An 18021-nucleotide genomic window follows, 5' to 3' on the forward strand; every position below is an offset into this window, starting at 1 on the left:
CGCACCGGTGGGCCGGTGCCGCTCAGGGACCAGGACCCCCGCCGGATCGGCGACTACCGCCTGATCGGGCGCCTCGGGGAAGGCGGCATGGGCCATGTCTATCTGGCCCGCTCGGACCGCGGCCGTACGGTCGCGGTGAAGCTGGTCCGCGCCGAACTGGCGGGTCAGGACGCGTTCCGGACCCGTTTCCGGCGCGAGGTGCGGGCCGCGCGGCGGGTCGGTGGCGAGTGGACCGCCCCGGTCCTGGACGCCGACACCGAGGCCGAGACGCCCTGGGTGGCCACCGGTTACATCGCCGGGCCGTCCCTCCAGCAGACCGTCGGCGGCGGCACCAAGCTGCCCGAGCGGACCGTCCGCATCCTGGCGGCGGGGCTGGCCCGCGCGCTGGAATCCGTGCACGCCGCGGGCATCATCCACCGCGACCTCAAACCGTCCAACGTCCTGCTGACCCTCGACGGCCCCCGCGTCATCGACTTCGGCATCGCCCGGGCCCTGGAGGCGGTGACCGACCACGGCGTGACGCGCACCGGCGAGGCCGTCGGCTCGCCCGGCTTCATGGCGCCCGAGCAGGTCCGCGGCGACGATCTCACCCCGGCCTGCGATGTGTTCTGCCTCGGCTCGGTGCTGGCGTACGCGGCGACCGGGCGCTCCCCGTTCGGCACGCCGGAGAGCCAGGTGCACGCCGTGATGTACCGCATCGCCGAGGCGGAGCCGGATCTCGCCGCGGTGCCCGAGGGGCTGCGCCCGCTGATCTCCGCCTGCCTGGCGAAGGACCCGGCCGCGCGGCCCTCCCCGGCACAGCTGGTCGCCTGGGCCGAACGGGACGCGGCGGCGCTCGCCGGGACGACGGCGGACGACGAACCGTGGCTGCCCGGCGCGCTGGTCGCCCGGCTCGGCCGCGGTGCCGTGGAGCTGCTGGAGGCCGAGCACCCCGAGACCGGTGGTGACCCGGCGACGGCCCCGGCACCCGCCCCGGCGCCGCGGCGCCGCCGGGGCGCCACCACCGCGTTGATCATCGCGTCCGCGCTGGCGCTGGCCGGGGCCGGCGCCGGCGGCGCGTACTTCCTGCTGCGCAACGACCACGCGACGACGGAGGACAACGGCGCGACGGGCGGCGGCGGTTCGGGCGGGACGCCGGCCGGCCGGATCCCGGCGGCGTTCCTCGGCACCTGGGAGGCGTCGGCCGACGGCTCGGCGGACGTGCGCCGGTTCACCCTCGCCCAGGGCGCGGCCGGGGACACCGTCCTGACGATGACCGCGTCCGGCGCCGCCTACAGCTGCACCTTCTCCGCCGCACTGCGCTCCGCGGGCCCGCCGGTCCGGCTGGGCCCCTCCCGGGTCGTCTCCGGCCCGGCCACCAGCTGCCGTCCGGGTGCGCCGAGCACGCTGGAGAAGACCGACGAGGGGCTGCGCCGCTCCTTCGACGGCGACGGCGGGGCGTCGGCGCTGACGTACCGCAAGGTGCGGTGAGCCGGGCGCCCGATTCGCGCACGGTGGGGGAACCCCGCCGGTCAGCGCGGGTGCCCCGACACCCGTGCCGCCACCGATCGTTCTCCCGTCGTAACGACTTGGCGGCCGGTGTGCGGTCCGGGTGCACCTAGGGTCGGGAGGGGCGCCGGACGGTGACGGCGCGGCGCCGACGACGGCGGCGGGCACGGCAACGACACGGGAGGCGCCCGGATGGAGGGCCTGCGCGGGCTGATGGCCGGCGATCCGGCGTGGATCGGGGACTACCGGCTGCTCAGCCGGCTCGGCAGCGGCGGCATGGGCCGGGTCTACCTCGCGCGTTCGGAAGGCGGCAGAACCGTCGCGGTGAAGCTGATCCGGACGGAGCTGGCGGCCGAGCAGGAGTTCCGGGACCGCTTCCGGGCCGAGGTGGCGGCCGCCCGGAAGGTCGGCGGCCGCTGGACCGCGCCGGTCCTGGACGCCGACACCGAGGCCGCGGTGCCGTGGGTCGCCACCGGCTACATCGCCGGGCCCACGCTGAGCGAGGTGGTCGGCCGCGGCTTCGGCGGGCCCGGACTGCACGGCCCGCTCCCGGAGTACGCGCTGCGCCGCCTCGCCTACGGACTGGCCTGCGCGCTGATCGACATCCACGGCGTGGGCCTGGTCCACCGCGACCTCAAACCGTCCAACGTCCTGCTGACCATCGACGGCCCCCGCGTCATCGACTTCGGCATCGCCCGGGCGCTGGACGCGGTCGGCGAGCAGACCCAGCCGGGGACCGGCACGGTCGTCGGCTCGCCGAGCTTCATGTCGCCCGAGCAGGTCCAGGGGCACCGCGTCGGCCCGGCGAGCGACCTCTTCTGCCTCGGCTCGGTGCTGGCGTACGCGGCGACCGGCCGGGCGCCGTTCGGCAGCATGGACTCCGGTGTGCACGCCGTGATGTTCAAGATCGCGCAGGAGCAGCCGGATCTGGCGGCGGCGCCCGAGGGCCCGGTGCAGGAGCTGATCCGCGCCTGTCTGGCCAAGGAGCCGCAGGACCGTCCGACGCCGGAGGAGATCGCCGCCCGGATAGATCCGCTGCGCGACGGCGACCCGGCCGCGCCCTGGCTGCCCGCCGGGCTCATCGCCCACCTGGGCCGCCATGCGGTGCGCCTCCTCGACACGGACACCCCGCCCGGCGATCCGCAGCGCACGGTGCCGTTGCCGCCCCGGCACCCCGTCACCGCGGCGGACGCGGACGCGACCGTACGGCCCGGGCAGCAGGCGCCCGCCGGGCCGCCGCCCGTCCCCGTCGCGGGCGCGCCGACCGCCGTCCCGGGCGCCACGTCCGTTCCGCACCCGGCGGGCGCGGGCTCCGGCGCCCCGCGCCGTCGGCGGCGGCGCGTGCTGCTGATCGCCGCGGCCGTGTGCGCGCTGGCCGCGGGGACGTTCGCGCTTCCGGCGCTGCGCGGCGGCGACAGCGCGGACGACGACGACTCCTCGGACATCACCGGCCGCTACGTCGGCGTCTGGGCGGGGCCGGTGCTGCGCGACGGCGTCCCCACCGGGCAGCGGCGCCGGTTCGTGATCAGCCACGGCAAGGTCGGCGAGGTGGTCGCCAACAGCACCAGCCTCGGTGGGACGTACGAGTGCCGCAGCGACGCCAAGCTGGTCTCCGTCCGGGACGAGGAGGACCGGCCCGCGCTGCGGCTGGACACCAAGGTCGTCCGGTCCCTGCCGCCCGGCCGGTGCGCCGCGCTCGGCGAGCACACGCTGCGGCCCGGGCCCGAGGGCACGCTCCGGTGGACGGCGGCGGGCCGCACCGCGACGCTGCGCCGCGTCGCGCCGGCGGCGGAGCGGGTGCCGGACGGGTTCCTCGGCGCCTGGGAGCGGTCGACCGGCGGCGGCTCGACCCAGCGGCTGACGCTCACCCGGTCGCCGGTGGGCAGCCGGGTCGCCACGCTCGTCGCCACCGGTCCCGAGGGCAGCTGCACCGCCCACGCCGACCTCTACGCCGGAGGAAACGAGCTGGTCATCGGCCCCACGGTGGTCGACCACCCCGGGCCGGAGTGCCGTCCGGGCCACTCCTCCGTGCTGCGGCTCACCGGCACCGGCGATCTGCGCCGTGACTTCCTCGGCCGCGATCTGCGCCCGAGGAACTACTCCCGTGCGAGCTGAGCGGATTCCGGTCGCGGCGGTCGTCGTTTCACGTGAAACGGCAACCAGGGCGCGACGGTTGCCGTTTCACGTGAAACGGCCGGGCCGGTGGACGTGGTGCGTCCACCGGCCCGGCCGTCCGGGTCGTCGGGGCGGCCCGCGGGCGGCCCCGCGGGGCTCAGGAGAGGAAGGAGTTGATCTCGATCGTCTCGTCGCGGCCCGGGCCGACGCCGATCGCGGAGATCGGGGCGCCCGACATCTCCTCCAGCGCCTTCACGTACGCCTGCGCGTTCTTCGGCAGGTCGGAGAAGGTCTTGGCCTTGGTGATGTCCTCGGACCAGCCCGGCAGCATCTCGTAGACCGGCTTCGCGTGGTGGAAGTCGCTCTGGCTGTAGGGCAGTTCCTCGACCCGCTTGCCGTCGATCTCGTACGCGACGCAGACCGGGATCTGCTCCCAGCCGGTCAGCACGTCCAGCTTGGTGAGGAAGAAGTCGGTCAGGCCGTTGACGCGGGTGGCGTAGCGGGCGATGACCGCGTCGAACCAGCCGCAGCGGCGGTCGCGGCCGGTGGTGACGCCCCGCTCGCCGCCGATGATGCGCAGCGCCTCGCCGTCCTTGTCGAACAGCTCGGTCGGGAACGGACCGGCGCCGACGCGGGTGGTGTACGCCTTGAGGATGCCGATGACGCGGTTGATCTTCGTCGGTCCGACGCCCGCGCCCGTGCAGGCGCCGCCCGCGGTCGGGTTCGACGAGGTGACGAAGGGGTACGTGCCGTGGTCGACATCGAGGAGGGTGCCCTGACCGCCCTCGAAGAGGACGACCTTGCCGTCGTCGATCGCGTTGTTCAGCAGCAGCGTGGTGTCGGCGACGAAGCCCCGGAGCTGGTCGGCGTAGCCGAGCATCTCCTCCACGACCTGCTCCGCGGCGATGGCGCGGTGGTTGTAGAGCTTGGCGAGCACCTGGTTCTTGACGTCGAGGGCCGCCTCGACCTTCTGGTGCAGGATGGACTCGTCGAAGAGGTCCTGCACCCGGATGCCGGTGCGGTTGATCTTGTCGGCGTAGGTCGGGCCGATGCCGCGGCCCGTCGTGCCGATCTTGCGCTTTCCGAGGAAGCGCTCGGTGACCTTGTCGACCGTGATGTTGTACGGCGTGATCAGGTGCGCGTTGCCGCTGATCAGCAGCTTGGACGTGTCGACGCCACGCTCGTTGAGTCCGCTCAGCTCGGAGAGCAGGACCGCCGGGTCGACGACGACGCCGTTGCCGATGACCGGGGTACACCCCGGCGAGAGGATTCCGGAAGGGAGGAGGTGCAGTGCGTATTTCTGGTCGCCCACGACGACCGTGTGACCGGCGTTGTTGCCGCCCTGGTAACGCACCACGTAGTCAACGGACCCACCGAGCAGATCGGTGGCCTTTCCCTTGCCCTCATCACCCCACTGAGCACCGAGCAGCACAAGTGCGGGCACAGGCGTACACCCCTTCCGGGCGGGGCATGTCCAACGTGCGTGGATGGCGTGAGCATGCGGTCGCACGCGGATGTCATCACTGCAGCCGTCGAACCGGTGCCCCGGAATAGACGAAGCCCCTGGCGCAATAGCGCAAGGGGCTCTTGCACCGAGATGCTACCTGAGGAAGGACCGAGGTGTCGGCGCAGCCTTCTGGGCACTCTTCATCGGACTCCGTCCGGGGGACCCCTCTGCTCGTGGTCATCGACCCCGCAGCCCGCACCGCGGACGGCGAGTCCGTCCGCATCGCCAAGGACGTGCTGTGCGCGGGCGCGGGGGCGAAAATCTGCCTTCCGGACAGCCCCGAGGAGTTCGCCCGCGCGCTCTCCCGGCGGGGCCGGAGGCGCCCGGTGGTGATCGGCGACGACCGCGCGCTGCTGTTCGCCGTCGGCGTGCTGCACAAGGAACGGGAGCTGGCGCGGGTCGCCGTGTCGGTGGTGCCGGTCGGCGCGGCGGACGCGGTGGCGCTGAGCCGGACGCTGGGCGTGCCCGCGGGCACGGTGGCCGCGGCCCGCACCGTCCTGGACGGCGACGCCCGCGCCCTCGATCTGCTCACCGACGACAGCGACGGCATCGTCCTGGGCGGGCTGCGCATCCCGTACGGGGACGGCGCCGCGGCCCCCGGGGCGTATCCGGCGGCAGGTGCGCCCACCGCGCCCACCGCGCCCGCCACGTCCGACGGCGGCGGGCGGCGGCCCTGGTGGCGTCCGGCGGCGCGCACCGCGCGGGCGGCGCTGTCGGCGCTCGCCGCGCAGGCCGCCGGGCGGGAGCGGCACGCCGTACCGGGGCAGCGGCTGCGGATCGAGGCGGACGGCGTGCTGCTGGCGGACCTGGACCGGCCGGTGCGGCGGGTCTGTGTGGTGCCGGGCGCCCGCGCCGGGGACGACGGGGCGCCGGACACCACGGCGCCCGGCGCGGGCGACGGCCTGGCCGAGGTGGTGGTTGACCGACCCGGCTCCGACCGCCCGCTGCGGGCCCGCGCGCGGGCGGTGACGGTCTCCGGCCCGGACTTCCGCTACCGCGCCGATGCGCTGGTCGGCGGCCCGGTCCGGACGCGGACCTGGACGGTGCAGCCGGGGGCGTGGCGGCTGACGCTGCCGCGGGGGTGAGGCGGGCAGCACACGCGGGGTCGGCGCACCGGAGCGGCGGACGAGGCCGGGCTGCCCACTGGAGCAGGCGAACGAGGCCGGGCGACCCGCCGCAGCGGCACGCCTCGCTGTCCACAGGCTGTGGACAACATCACGCGAGAAGCCGACCCGGCCCGGCCGCGAAGCCCCGGCCCCCGCCCCTCTCAACCCCCCGGCGTCACCAACCGCGCCTCGTACGCGAAGACCGCCGCCTGTGTGCGGTCCCGCAGGCCGAGCTTCACGAGGATGCGGCTGACGTGCGTCTTCACCGTCGACTCGGCCACCACCAGATGCTCGGCGATCTCGCCGTTCGACAGGCCCTGGGCGACGAGGACCAGCACCTCCGTCTCCCGTTCGGTCAGCTCGCCGATGCGCTCCTGGGCGGGCGCCCGCGGAGCGCCGAGCCGGGAGAACTCCGAGATCAGCCGCTTGGTGACGGTCGGCGCGAGCAGCGCCTCGCCGGAGGCGACGACCCGGACGCCGTCGGCGAGCTGCCCGGCCGAGGCGTCCTTGAGCAGGAAGCCGCTCGCCCCGGAACGGAGCGCCTGGTAGACGTACTCGTCGAGGTCGAAGGTGGTCAGCACCAGCACCTTCGCGTCCGCGTCGGCCGCGACGATCTCGCGGGTCGCGTCCAGACCGTTCATCTCCGGCATCCGGATGTCCATCAGGACGACGTCCGGCCGCAGCTCCCCGACCTTCGCGACGGCCTGCCGCCCGTCCACCGCCTCGCCGACCACCTCGATGTCCGGCATCGCGTTGAGCAGTACCGAAAAGCCCTCGCGGACCATCACCTGGTCGTCGACGATCAGCACCCGGATCATGGCTTCGCCTCCCCCGCGGCGGAAACCGGAAGGAACGCCGCGACCTCGAACCCGCCGTCCTCGGTGTGGTCGGCGGTCATCTCCCCGCCCAGCATCTGCACGCGCTCACGCATCCCGAGCACGCCGTGGCCCGCGCCCGGTGACGGGGTGGCGAGCCGGCTGGGCTTCCCGTTGACGATACGCAGCCCGATCCCGCCGAGCACATACGAGATCTCCACCCGCGCCTCGGCGCCCGGCGCGTGGCGCAGCGTGTTGCTCAGCGCCTCCTGGACGATGCGGTACGCGGACAGCTCCACGCCCTGCGGCAGCGGGCGCGCCGCGCCGGTGACGACCGCCTCGACGGTCAGCCCGGCGCCGCGCACGCTGTTCAGCAGCCCGTCGAGCCGGGCGAGGCTCGGCTGGGGCGCCTCGGGGTCGTGCTCGGCGAACGCGTCCGGGTCCTCGGAGCGGACGACGCCCAGGATGCGGCGGAGTTCGGCGAGCGCGGCGACGGCGTTCTCCCGGATGGTGGCGAACGAGGTGGCCAGCTCCGGCGGGGTGTGCTCGACGCGGTACGGCGCGGCCTCGGCCTGGATGGCGATGACCGACATGTGGTGCGCGACGACGTCGTGCAGCTCCCGGGCGATGGTGGCCCGCTCCTCCAGCAGGGTGCGGCGGGAGCGTTCCTCCGCGGTGGCCGTCTGCGTCTCGACGACGTGCCGCCGCTCCTCGCGCCAGGCGCGGACCGCGGCGGCGGCGGTGAGGATGAAGGCCGAGGGCACCGCGAGCGCGAGCAGTTCGCGGTAGCCGAAACCCGACGCCATCGACAGCATCCCGCCGGCGACGATCGTCACCACCCACATCTCCAGCGCGAGCCGCGGCCGGGTACGCAGCACGACCAGCGCCATCACCACGACATGGGTGGGCAGCGACACCATCGGCCACGTCGCGTCGTAGGAGCCGTTCGCGGCGTCCAGCATCGCGAGGACGAACCCGGCGAACGACACCCAGAACGCGCCGACCGGCCGGAACAGCGTGAGCGCCACCGGGGCCGCGACGAGCAGGGAGAAGACGAGGGAGAGCGGGGTGTGGAGGATGCCGTAGTGGTAGGAGCTGCCCAGGTCGAGCGTGGCGGTGACCCCCAGCAGGAAGTTGGCGACCGCGGCGAGCGCCACCACGATGTGCGGCGCCCACCGGACGTAGCGCCGGATCCGCCGCGGCAGCCGCTGCCGCCAGCCCGGTACGCCGGGGTCGTCGAGCGGCAGCATCGGGCGGAAGGCGAAGGCGTCCTCGAAGAGGTCCTTGCGCAGCAGGTGCAGCGCGCCACGGGCGATCCGGGCCTCGGAGCGCAGGGCGTCCTGCGACTGGGTCTCTTTCACCCCACCACGGTAAGCAGGACGCCCCGCCGAATCGTCCCCACCAATGGGGATCTGCCGAGGTCCGCCTCAAGTACTACGCGGTGTGCGGAGCCGGTCTCAGGCGGAGCCGCGCAGCTCGTCCAGCAGCGTGCGGAACGCCGCGGCGGACGGGACGAACGGCGCGTAGTGGCCCACCCCGGGCAGTTCGCGCAGCGTCACCGGCACCCCGGCGGCCCGCGCGGCGTCGGCGAAGCTCCGCGAGAGCCGCGGCGGCACCTCCGGGTCGTCCGTACCGTGCAGCACGGTGACCGGAACGCCCGCCGGGGGATGGCGTACGGGGTCGGCGGCGGCGAGGCGTTCCGCGAAGCCCGGGCCGTCGCCGAGCAGGGCGGCGACGGCGTGGTCGCTCAGCCCGAGCCGGTGCGCCGCCGCGAGGTCGGCGACCGGTGCGACCGCGACCACCCGCCCGATCCGCCCGGCCGCCGCCCGCACCGCGGTCAGCAGCGCCAGCTGCCCGCCCGCCGAGTGCCCGACGAGCACGGGCGCGGGCCCCGGACCGTCCGCCCGCCACGCCGCGGTGGCCGCCGCGACCGCCGCCGCCGCGTCGTCGAAAGTACGGTCCCCGCCGCCGCCCCCACCGACCCTGCGGTACTCGACGAGGGCGACGGGCAGCCCCTGCCGGGCCAGCTCGGCGGCGGCCGGGGAGAGATGCGTCCGGTCGTACGCGGCGCGCCAGAAGCCGCCGTGCACCAGGACGACGCGCGGGCCGCGGGCGGTGCCGGGGGCCGGGTCGTACAGGTCGACGCACTGGTCCGGGTGCGGCCCGTACGCCACCGAGCGGTGCGGCGCCACCGGGGCGAGCCCCAGCAGCGCCGCCTCCTCATCGGGAACGCTCATGCGGCGGGGCCGCCGGGGGCGGGGCCGTCGGCGCCCGCGGCCGGACCGGAAACGCCGGGACCGGCGGCCGGACCGGAACCGGCCGGGCCACCGGCCTCCCCGGAACCAGCCGCGCCCGCGCCGTCCTCCGCCGACCGCTCCCGCAGCACCTCCCCCAGCACCCGGGCGGCGCGCTCCACGTCGCCGAAGGAGGTGTACAGCGGGGTCAGCCCGAAGCGCAGCACGTCCGGTTCGCGGAAGTCGCCGACCACGCCGCGCCGGATCAGCTCCGCCATCACCTCGCCCGCCCCGGCGCACTCCAGCGACACCTGGCTGCCGCGCCGTGCGTGGTCGTACGGCGTCACCGAGCGGACCTCGCCGGGCGGTACGTACGCGGCCACGGAGTCGAGGAAGAAGTCGCTCAACGCCAGGCTCTTGGTGCGGACCGCCTCGACGGTGACGCCGTCCCAGGCGTCCAGCGCCGCGTCCAGCGCGAGCAGCGAGAGGATGTCGGGGGTGCCGACGCGCCCCCGGGTGATGCCGTCGGCCGGCTCGTACCGCGAGATCATCCCGAACGGTTCCACATGCGAGTTCCAGCCCGGCAGCGGCGAGTCGAACCGCTCCTGGAGGCTCTCGCGGATGTACAGATACGCGGGCGAACCGGGCCCGCCGTTGAGGTACTTGTACGTGCAGCCCACCGCGAGGTCGACGCCGTGCGCATCCAGACCGACCGGCAGCGCGCCCGCGCTGTGGCAGAGGTCCCAGACCGCGAGGGCGCCCGCGGAGTGCAGCGCGGCGGTGATGCCGGGCAGGTCGTGGAGGCGTCCGGTGCGGTAGTCGACGTGGTTGACCAGCGCCAGCGCGGTCCGTTCGGTGACCTCGTCGGCGATCCGCGCGGGCTCCACCGGGCGCACCGCGAGGCCCGTCATCCGCGCCGCGGAGCGAGCGATGTAGCCGTCGGTGGGGAACGTCGTGGCGTCGACCAGGATCTCCGTACAGCCGGGACCGGCCATCCGGACGCCCGCGATGACCGCCTTGAAGACGTTGACGCTGGTGGAGTCGGAGACGACGACGCGCCCCGGGGCCGCCCCGATGAGCGGTGCGATACGGTCGCCGATCCGCTCCGGCGCCTCCCACCAGCCGCCCTCGGTCCAGGACCGGATGCGCATCTCGCCCCACTGCCGGGCGACGACATCGGCGACCTTGTCCGGTACGGAGCGGGGCAGCGCGCCCAGGGAGTTGCCGTCGAGGTAGACGGTGTCGTCGAGGACGAAGCGGTCGCGGACACCGGCCAACGGGTCGGAGGCGTCCAGGGTGGCGGCCTCCGCGCGGTGGTCGCGGGGCGCCTGGGGCTCGTGGTTCTCGCGGTGATCAGACATGGCTGCGTGCCGTCCAGAGCTCGGGGAAGACGTTCTTGCGGGCCCGCTTCTCCAGCCAGGCCACGCCCGCGGAACCGCCGGTACCCATCTTGGCGCCCATCGCCCGCCGGGTCGCGACCAAATGATCGTTGCGCCACCGCCAGACCAACTCGGCGACATCGGTCAGCGCCTCGCCCAGGGTGACGAGATCGGAGTCCTGCTCCCCGGCGTACACCTCGGCCCAGACCGCCTCGACCGCCGGATCGGGCTCGTACCGTTCGGCCGGATCGCGCTCCAGCACGGCGGCGGGCACCGCATGGCCGCGGCGGGCCAGCAGCCGCAGCACCTCGTCCCACAGGCTCGGCTCGTGCAGCGCCTTCTCCAGCTCGGCGTACTCGCGCGCCGCACCGCGGTGCGGCACCAGCATCGACGCGGACTTCTCGCCGAGCAGGAACTCCAGCCGCCGGTACATCGCGGACTGGAAACCGGAACCCTCGCCCAGCGCCCCGCGGTACGCGTTGAACTGCGCCGGGGTCAGCCGGGCCAGCGGCTGCCAGGCGGCGTTCAGCGCCGTCAGCTCATGGGTGGAGCGCTCCAGCGCGTCCAGCGCCACCGGCAGGTCGTCGCGGCGCAGCGCCTCACAGGCGGTACCCCACTCGTGGACGATGACGGTGAACCACAGCTCCATCACCTGGGTGGTCACCAGGAACACCATCTCGCCGGGGTCGTCGGAGAGCGGGTGCTGCAGATGCGTGAGGACGTCGGCGCGGACGTAGTCCTCGTACGGGGTGGTGGTGGCGGCGCCGATGGTGAGATCCGGGGCGAGCGGCGCGTCGCCGGGGGCGACGGGCGAACTGTGCGCGGACGGCGAAGGGTGCGACATGAGGGACTCCTCAGGCTGCGAACTCCGGGTAGCGGTCCGCCCCTTCCTGATCGGCTCGGGAGCCCCGGTCCCCTCGGGACGGATCAGCCGCCCCACTCGCATCATCGGTGCTGGTCCCGGGCGGCGCAAGGGCCGACATTCCGCGTGACCGGTACCGGGCGCGGTGTCGCGGGCGCCCGAGGGCCGGCCGTCCGCACGGCCGGCCCCGGGTGGGTCAGGACAGGGTGTCCGCCGCGGTGGGGGAGGAGTCGCGCAGGAAGGTGGTGCAGCGCTCGCACTCCGCGTCCTCGCCGATCGCGCGGGCGGCGCGGGCCAGCGCGTGCAGCGCCCGCAGGAAGCCGCGGTTCGGCTCGTGCTCGAACGGCACCGGGCCGTGCCCCTTCCAGCCCGCCCGCCGCAGCGCGTCGAGCCCACGGTGGTAGCCGGTCCGGGCGTACGCGTACGACTCGACGGTCCGGCCGCCCTGGAACGCGTCGTCGGCGAGCTGTGCCCAGGCCAGCGAAGAGGTCGGGAACTTGGCCGCGACATCGGCCGGGGCCGTACCGGCGGCGAGCAGCTCGCGCGGGCCCGGGTCGTCGGGAAGATGGGTCGGGGGCGGTCCCCCCAGAAGGTTCTCGTGAATGGCCATGCCCCAAGTCTGCCTGGTCGCGGGAGCGGCTTGGCGGGGGGCCGGAGGGGGGATGGGCGGGTGGCTGAAAAGGGGCGTGGCGGGGCCGGGAGCGGGGGCGCGTCCACGGCGGGGTGCGGTTGGCGGGGCGGCCCGTGCTTCCGGGCGCACGGCCGGGCCGGACGTGGCAGGCCGGACGTGGCGGGCCGCACGGCGCCCCGGGCGCTCTACGCTCCCCGGTCGCCCTACGGGCCGGGCCTCTCCGGGCCGCCCGCTTCCGCGCCGGGCCCGGACGGCGCACCCGGCCCCGGCGGCGCCCCCGCACCCGACGGCCGTCCCACCTCCACATCCCCCGGATCGAGCGGCGGCGCCCCCACCCCGCAGTGATACGTGCACTCCGGGTGGCACGGTGCCCCGTGCCGCGCCCCCTCGTGCGCCGCGCTCGCACCCCCGGCCGCCTCCGCCGCCCCGACCGCTTCCGGGGCCGCGACTGCTTCCGGAGCCCCGGCCTCCTCCTGTTCCTCCTGCTCCTCCGGCACCGCGGGCACCGTCCGGACCGCCACGCACGCGATCACCGCGCCGACCAGCAGCACCCCGGCGCACCACGGCATGGCCCGGCGGAACGCCACGGCGAAGGCGTCGGCCGAGCGGTACGCCTGCGGGCCCATCCCGGCCAGCAGCGGCAGCGCCGCGATGGCCACCAGGCCCGCCGCCCGCGCCGCCGCGTTGTTGATGCCGCTGGCCAGCCCGGCGCGGTCCACGTCGACCGAGGCCAGCACCGTCGCGGTCAGCGGCGCGACCAGCGTCACCATCCCGGCGCCCAGCACCACCAGCGCCGGGAGCACGTCCACCACGTACGACGCCCCGGCGCCCACCCGCGTCATCAGCAGCATCCCGACCGCGCACAGCAGCGGCCCCACGGTCAGCGGGATGCGCGGCCCGATCCGCTGCCCCAGTTCGCCCGAGCGGGCGGAGAGCAGCAGCATCAGCACCGTCGTCGGCAGCAGCGCCGTCCCCGCCGCCAGCGCCGAGTACCCGGCCACCACCTGGAGCTGCACCACCGCCAGGAAGAAGAACCCGCTGAAGGCGGCGTAGACGCACACCGTCACCGCGTTGACCGCGCTGAACTGCCGGATGGCGAACAGCTCCGGCGGCAGCATCGGCTCCGCCCGCCGCCGCTCCACCGCGACGAACGCCGCCCCCAGCAGCAGCCCCGCGACGCCCGGCACCACCACCCCCGCCGACAGCCCCCGCTCCGGTGCCGCGATCAGCGCGTACGTCACCCCGGCGAGCGCCAGCGCCCCCAGCACCGCCCCCGCCACGTCGAACCCGCCGCGCGCCGCCGCCCGCTCCCGGGTCTCCGGTACGTACCGCAGCGCGACGGGCACACAGACCAGGGCCAGCGGCACATTGAGGAAGAACACCCAGCGCCAGCCCGCGCCGTCCACCAGCCAGCCGCCGACGAACGGGCCGATCGCCGTGGCGACGCCGCCGAGCCCGGACCAGGCGCCGACCGCCCGCGCCCGGCCGTCCGGCCGGAACACCGCCTGGATCAGCGCCAGCGACCCCGGCGTGAGCAGCGCCCCGCCGATGCCCTGGAGCGCCCGGGCGGCGATCAGCCCGCCCGGCGTCGGCGCCAGCCCGCACAGCAGCGACGCCACCGCGAACCACACCACCCCTACGAGAAACACCCGCCGCCGCCCGAAGCGGTCCCCCAACGCCCCGCCCAACAGGATCAGCGAGGCGAGCGTGAGCATGTACGCGGTGATGGTCCACTGGAGAACGCCCAGGTCGGCGTGGAGATCGGCGCCGATGCGGGGCAGCGCGACGTTCACGACCGTGCTGTCGAGCATCGCCATGCCCGACCCCAGGACGGCGGTCAGCAGCACCCACCGGCCCTGCGGCGAGACCAGGCGGACACCCCCGGGCGGACTCGGCATCGTCATACGGCGAGCATGCCCGCGATCGGCCCCGGATTCCCGTCGGACATGCACGAGGGCCTCGTACCACCCGGGTGGTACGAGGCCCTCGTCACCGCGTCGGGCGCGGTGTCAGCTCACTTCCGCAGCGTGGTGCCCGTGGAGCGCAGGTTCGCGCACGCCTCGGTGACCCGCTTCGCCATACCGGCCTCGGCGAGCTTGCCCCAGCTGCGGGGGTCGTAGACCTTCTTGTTGCCGACCTCGCCGTCGACCTTCAGCACACCGTCGTAGTTGCGGAACATGTGGTCCGCGATCGGGCGGCTGAACGCGTACTGGGTGTCGGTGTCGAGGTTCATCTTGACCACACCGTTCTCCAGCGCGGTGGTGATCTCCTGCTCGGTGGAGCCGGAGCCGCCGTGGAAGACGAAGTCGAACGGCGCCTGCTTGCCGTACGTGGCGCCGACGCCCTCCTGGAGGTCCTTCAGCAGCTCGGGGCGGAGCACGACGTTGCCCGGCTTGTAGACGCCGTGGACGTTGCCGAAGGAGGCGGCCAGCAGGTAGCGGCCCTTCTCGCCCAGGCCCAGCGCCTCGGCGGTGCGCAGCGCGTCGTCGACGGTGGTGTACAGCTCGTCGTTGATCTCGTGGCTGACGCCGTCCTCCTCGCCGCCGGTCGGGGTGATCTCGACCTCAAGGATGATCTTGGCGGCGGCGGCCTTGGCGAGCAGCTCCTGGCCGATGGCCAGGTTGTCCGCCAGCGTCTCGGCCGAGCCGTCCCACATGTGGGACTGGAACAGCGGGTGCTGCCCCTTGGCGACCCGCTCGGCGGAGATGTCGATCAGCGGGCGGACATAGCCGTCCAGCTTGTCCTTGGGGCAGTGGTCGGTGTGGAGCGCGACGTTGATGCCGTACTTCCCGGCCACGACGTGCGCGAACTCGGCGAGCGCCACCGCGCCGCTGACCATGTCCTTGCTGTACTGGCCACCCAGGAACTCCGCACCGCCGGTGGAGATCTGGATGATGCCGTCGCTCTCCGCCTCGGCGAAGCCGCGCAGCGCCGCGTGCAGCGTCTGCGTCGAGGTCACATTGATGGCGGGGTAGGCGAACTTGCCCGCCTTCGCCCGGTCGAGCATCTCGTTGTAGATCTCGGGAGTTGCGATGGGCATCTGTCCGCTCCTTGTGAAGTACGGGTATGCGTTGCGGCCCTGACCAGGGGGCGACGACCTCGCCGTCCTCATCTTCCCAGACGCCCCGGATTGCTCCGCATCGCCCGCCGGTCCGGACACGCCGAAGGTCGGCTGTTTCACGTGAAACAGCCGACCTCTCGAAGAAAAGCACAGGTCAGCACGGTGGCGTACGGAAGAGCCCGGCGCCACCCGCCGGATTCGGGCCGCCCGCGCGGCGGGCCAGGCGGCCTCGGATCAGGCCAGTCCGAGGTCGCCGAGACGGTAGCCGGTGAGGTACGGCAGACCGGCGTCGGCAAGGGCGTCGGCGGCGCCGCGGTCGACGATCGTCGCGACCGCGACGACCTCGGCGCCCGCCTCCCGGGCCGCCTCGACGGCGGTCAGCGGCGAACCGCCGGTGGTCGAGGTGTCCTCGACCACCAGCACCCGGCGGCCCTTGATGTCCGGGCCCTCGATACGGCGCTGCATGCCGTGGGTCTTCTGCGCCTTGCGGACGACGAACGCGTCCAGCCGGCGGCCGCGCGCGGCGGCGGCGTGCAGCATCGACGCGGCGACGGGATCGGCGCCCAGCGTCAGACCGCCGACCGCGTCGTACTCCAGCTCCGCGGTCAGGTCCAGCATCATCTGCCCGACCAGCGGCGACGCCGCACCGTCCAGGGTGATCCGGCGCAGGTCGATGTAGTAATCGGCCTCCTTGCCGGAGGAGAGCGTCACCTTGCCGTGCACCACGGCCTTGTCCTTGATCTGCTGCAGCAGCGCGCCGCGTACGTCCTCGGTCATGCCCACGAGCTTACGAGGTCGTTCATGGGGCAGATGCCGGGCCACTGCGGCGGTCAGCCCAGCGTCCGCCAGCTGAAGGTGGTGGAGATCTCCAGCGGGTCGATCGGGGTGACCAGCCGCGGCAGCGTGTTGAGGCCGTTGGGCGGGCCGGACTGCGGCTCGACGCAGACCGCCGCCTCCTGCTCGTCGTAGACCACGACCCACTCGGCGCGGCTGGCAACGGTCAGCTCCAGACGGCCGGGCCAGGTCACGGTGGCCTCGACGCCCTCCGGCATGCCGAAGCAGTCGTCCCAGGGGCCGGGCAGCGGGTCGATGCGGCGGCCGGTCGGCAGATGATCGTCGCCGCGCTCCTCCTGCCACGCCGCGTCGAAGGAGAGCTCCACGGGCGCACCGCCGCCGTCGAGCTGCCGCACGAACCACGGGTGCCAGCCCGCCTGCGCGGGGAACGAGTCGGCCGCCGCCTCCACCCCCAGCGTCAGAGTGAGCGACCGGCCGTCCTCGGCCAGCTCCACGACCTGCGTGACGGTGCCCGGGTACGGCCAGGGGGCGGCCGGGTCGGCGAGGTCGTAGGTGAAGACGGCGGCGCGGGCGTCGCGGCGGGCGGTGCGCCAGCGCAGGTCGCGGCCGGTGCCGTGGAGGGCGTGCGGCGGGGCGTTGACCGGCATCCGGTGCAGTTCGGCGCCGTTGCGGAACTCCCCGTGGTCGATCCGCCCGCACCAGGGGACCATCGGGAAGCAGCCGTACTTCGCGCCCTGCCGCAGCAGTTCGGTGCCGCCGACGCGCAGCCCGGAGAGGCGGCAGCCGTTCTCCGGCTCGACGTCGACCTCGGCAGCGCCCGCGGTCAGCCGTACGACGTTCCGCCGCGCCTGTGGGGTGTTGTCCGTATTCACACCACCCGACCCTAGGCGATGCCATGCCGCCCCGCTCGCCGCGGCGCCGCCACCCCAGGGCGGCCCGGTGTCAGCGACGGCGGCGCAGCGCCCGGCCGACGACGACCGCGCCCGCCAGCACCACGGCGGCGGCCGGTGCGGCCCAGCGCAGCGTCGCCGAGGCGGCGTGGGGCTCGGGCGCGGGCACCGGCGCGTACCGGCCGCGCGGCGGGGCGTGGTCGACCTCCTCGGCGCTACGGCCGATCATCGTCCGCCGGGCATGCGCCGCCTCGGCGGGCACCTCGTCCTCGTCCTCGTCCTCGTCGCCGAAGTCCTGCCCGTCGTACGTCTGGCCGTCGTAGTTCTCGCCGTCGACAACGGGGTCGGGGCCGTAATCGGGGAGCGCTTCGCCGTCGGCGGAGCCCGGACGGGCCGCACCGCCCGCGTCCGGCCCGGCTCCCGCGTCCGTCTCCGGGGCGTCCTCCGTCTCCGGCCCGAGGGACGGCGGCGGCACCTCGGTGTCGAAGATGCCGCCGTGCGGACGGTCACCGGCGGGGGCAGGGGCGTCCGGGCCGGAGGCGTCGGAGCCGTCCGCGGCGGACCCGGAGGCGTCCGGCCCGCCCGAGCCCGCCCCCGGCTCCCGCTCCAATTCCGCCGCAAGGTTCGCCGCGAAGCGATCCAGCAGACGCCGACCGGCCGTCAGCGCCGTCTGCGCCTCGGCCTCGGCGAGCCGCCCCTCGCTGCGTACCGTGCCGATGCAGGACAGCGTCGTACCGGACCCGTCGGCGGGCGACAGTCGCACGGTCAGGGTGAGGGCGGCGGTCCCGGCGCCGCGTGCCTCCGTGCCCCGTGCCTCGACCGTGACGTCCACACCCGCCTCGCCCGAGGTGGCGACCGTCAGCGCACCGCGGTAGGTGATGGTGGAGCCGCCGATACGCAGCCGCAACCGGCCTTCGGGGCGCGCGGCGTCGGCCCCGGCGTCGAGCTGGGCGCCGGGGACGCAGCGCGCGACCCGCGCCGCATCGCCGAGCACCCGCCGGACCGTCCCGACGGGAAACGGAACGTACATCTCATGCTCCATGGCAGGGAGCCTAATTCCTTCTCCAGCGCTGTGGGGATCCCTTGGCGGGTGCCCGTGGTGTTCGCGTCGGGTCCGTCACGTCCACCCGGCGCCCAG

The 18021-nt window shown here is 74.7% G+C and carries 15 protein-coding genes; 3 read left to right on the forward strand and 12 right to left on the reverse strand.

Annotated elements, in window-relative coordinates; translation table 11 throughout:
• Positions 1–15: 15 nt before the first annotated feature.
• Together OG422_RS14110 and OG422_RS14115 are read left to right on the forward strand one after the other, a co-directional pair.
• Positions 16–1470 (forward strand): serine/threonine-protein kinase, encoded by a 1455-nt coding sequence (locus OG422_RS14110; RefSeq protein WP_405743112.1) that lies wholly within the window; start codon positions 16–18, stop codon positions 1468–1470.
• A 210-nt stretch (positions 1471–1680) separates the two neighbouring features.
• Positions 1681–3603, forward strand: coding sequence for a protein kinase domain-containing protein (locus OG422_RS14115; RefSeq protein ID WP_405743114.1), 1923 nt, complete (start codon positions 1681–1683; stop codon positions 3601–3603).
• Positions 3604–3760: 157 nt separating this feature from the next.
• Here OG422_RS14115 and OG422_RS14120 read toward each other — a convergent pair whose 3' ends face one another.
• Positions 3761–5047 carry an adenylosuccinate synthase gene (locus tag OG422_RS14120; RefSeq protein WP_405743116.1) on the reverse strand — a complete coding sequence of 429 codons (1287 nt, stop codon included), beginning with the start codon at positions 5045–5047 and terminating at the stop codon, positions 3761–3763.
• Between the two features lie 236 nt (positions 5048–5283).
• Between OG422_RS14120 and OG422_RS14125 the strand changes: the two genes are divergently transcribed.
• Positions 5284–6195, forward strand: coding sequence for a hypothetical protein (locus tag OG422_RS14125; RefSeq protein WP_405743118.1), 912 nt, complete (start codon positions 5284–5286; stop codon positions 6193–6195).
• A gap of 182 nt (positions 6196–6377) precedes the next feature.
• On the opposite strand, the gene OG422_RS14130 is transcribed toward OG422_RS14125, so the two are convergent.
• From OG422_RS14130 to OG422_RS14180, 11 genes are all read right to left on the reverse strand, one after another.
• Positions 6378–7034, reverse strand: coding sequence for a response regulator transcription factor (locus tag OG422_RS14130; RefSeq protein WP_143944160.1), 657 nt, complete (start codon positions 7032–7034; stop codon positions 6378–6380).
• Complete coding sequence (locus OG422_RS14135) at positions 7031–8392, reverse strand: sensor histidine kinase (RefSeq protein ID WP_405743120.1); 1362 nt, start codon at positions 8390–8392, stop codon at positions 7031–7033. Before OG422_RS14135 ends, OG422_RS14130 begins: the two co-directional genes overlap by 4 nt.
• 96 nt (positions 8393–8488) lie before the next feature.
• Entirely contained in the window at positions 8489–9268 is a 780-nt protein-coding gene (locus tag OG422_RS14140) for an alpha/beta hydrolase (RefSeq protein ID WP_405743122.1), read from the reverse strand.
• Positions 9265–10626: a kynureninase gene (kynU, locus tag OG422_RS14145; protein ID WP_405743124.1), complete on the reverse strand. Its 1362-nt coding sequence runs from the start codon at positions 10624–10626 to the stop codon at positions 9265–9267. The genes OG422_RS14140 and kynU overlap by 4 nt, the downstream gene beginning before the upstream one ends.
• Positions 10619–11488, reverse strand: coding sequence for a tryptophan 2,3-dioxygenase family protein (locus OG422_RS14150; RefSeq protein WP_405743126.1), 870 nt, complete (start codon positions 11486–11488; stop codon positions 10619–10621). The genes kynU and OG422_RS14150 overlap by 8 nt, the downstream gene beginning before the upstream one ends.
• A gap of 214 nt (positions 11489–11702) precedes the next feature.
• Positions 11703–12116 (reverse strand): DUF3151 domain-containing protein, encoded by a 414-nt coding sequence (locus tag OG422_RS14155; RefSeq protein WP_143944156.1) that lies wholly within the window; start codon positions 12114–12116, stop codon positions 11703–11705.
• 224 nt (positions 12117–12340) lie between these two features.
• Positions 12341–14041: an MFS transporter gene (locus OG422_RS14160; RefSeq protein WP_405743128.1), complete on the reverse strand. Its 1701-nt coding sequence runs from the start codon at positions 14039–14041 to the stop codon at positions 12341–12343.
• A 110-nt stretch (positions 14042–14151) separates the two neighbouring features.
• On the reverse strand, positions 14152–15177 hold the full coding sequence (gene fbaA, locus OG422_RS14165) for a class II fructose-bisphosphate aldolase (protein WP_143944536.1): 1026 nt from the start codon (positions 15175–15177) through the stop codon (positions 14152–14154).
• A gap of 255 nt (positions 15178–15432) precedes the next feature.
• Complete coding sequence (gene pyrE / locus OG422_RS14170; RefSeq protein ID WP_143944537.1) at positions 15433–15975, reverse strand: orotate phosphoribosyltransferase; 543 nt, start codon at positions 15973–15975, stop codon at positions 15433–15435.
• Between the two features lie 53 nt (positions 15976–16028).
• Positions 16029–16865, reverse strand: a complete 837-nt coding sequence (locus OG422_RS14175) for an aldose 1-epimerase (protein ID WP_405743131.1) — start codon at positions 16863–16865, stop codon at positions 16029–16031.
• A gap of 70 nt (positions 16866–16935) precedes the next feature.
• Entirely contained in the window at positions 16936–17925 is a 990-nt protein-coding gene (locus OG422_RS14180) for a carbon monoxide dehydrogenase subunit G (protein WP_405743133.1), read from the reverse strand.
• Positions 17926–18021: the final 96 nt, after the last annotated feature.

Origin of the sequence: Streptomyces sp. NBC_01525 (assembly GCF_045040405.1) — a bacterium.
GTDB lineage: Bacteria > Actinomycetota > Actinomycetes > Streptomycetales > Streptomycetaceae > Streptomyces > Streptomyces benahoarensis.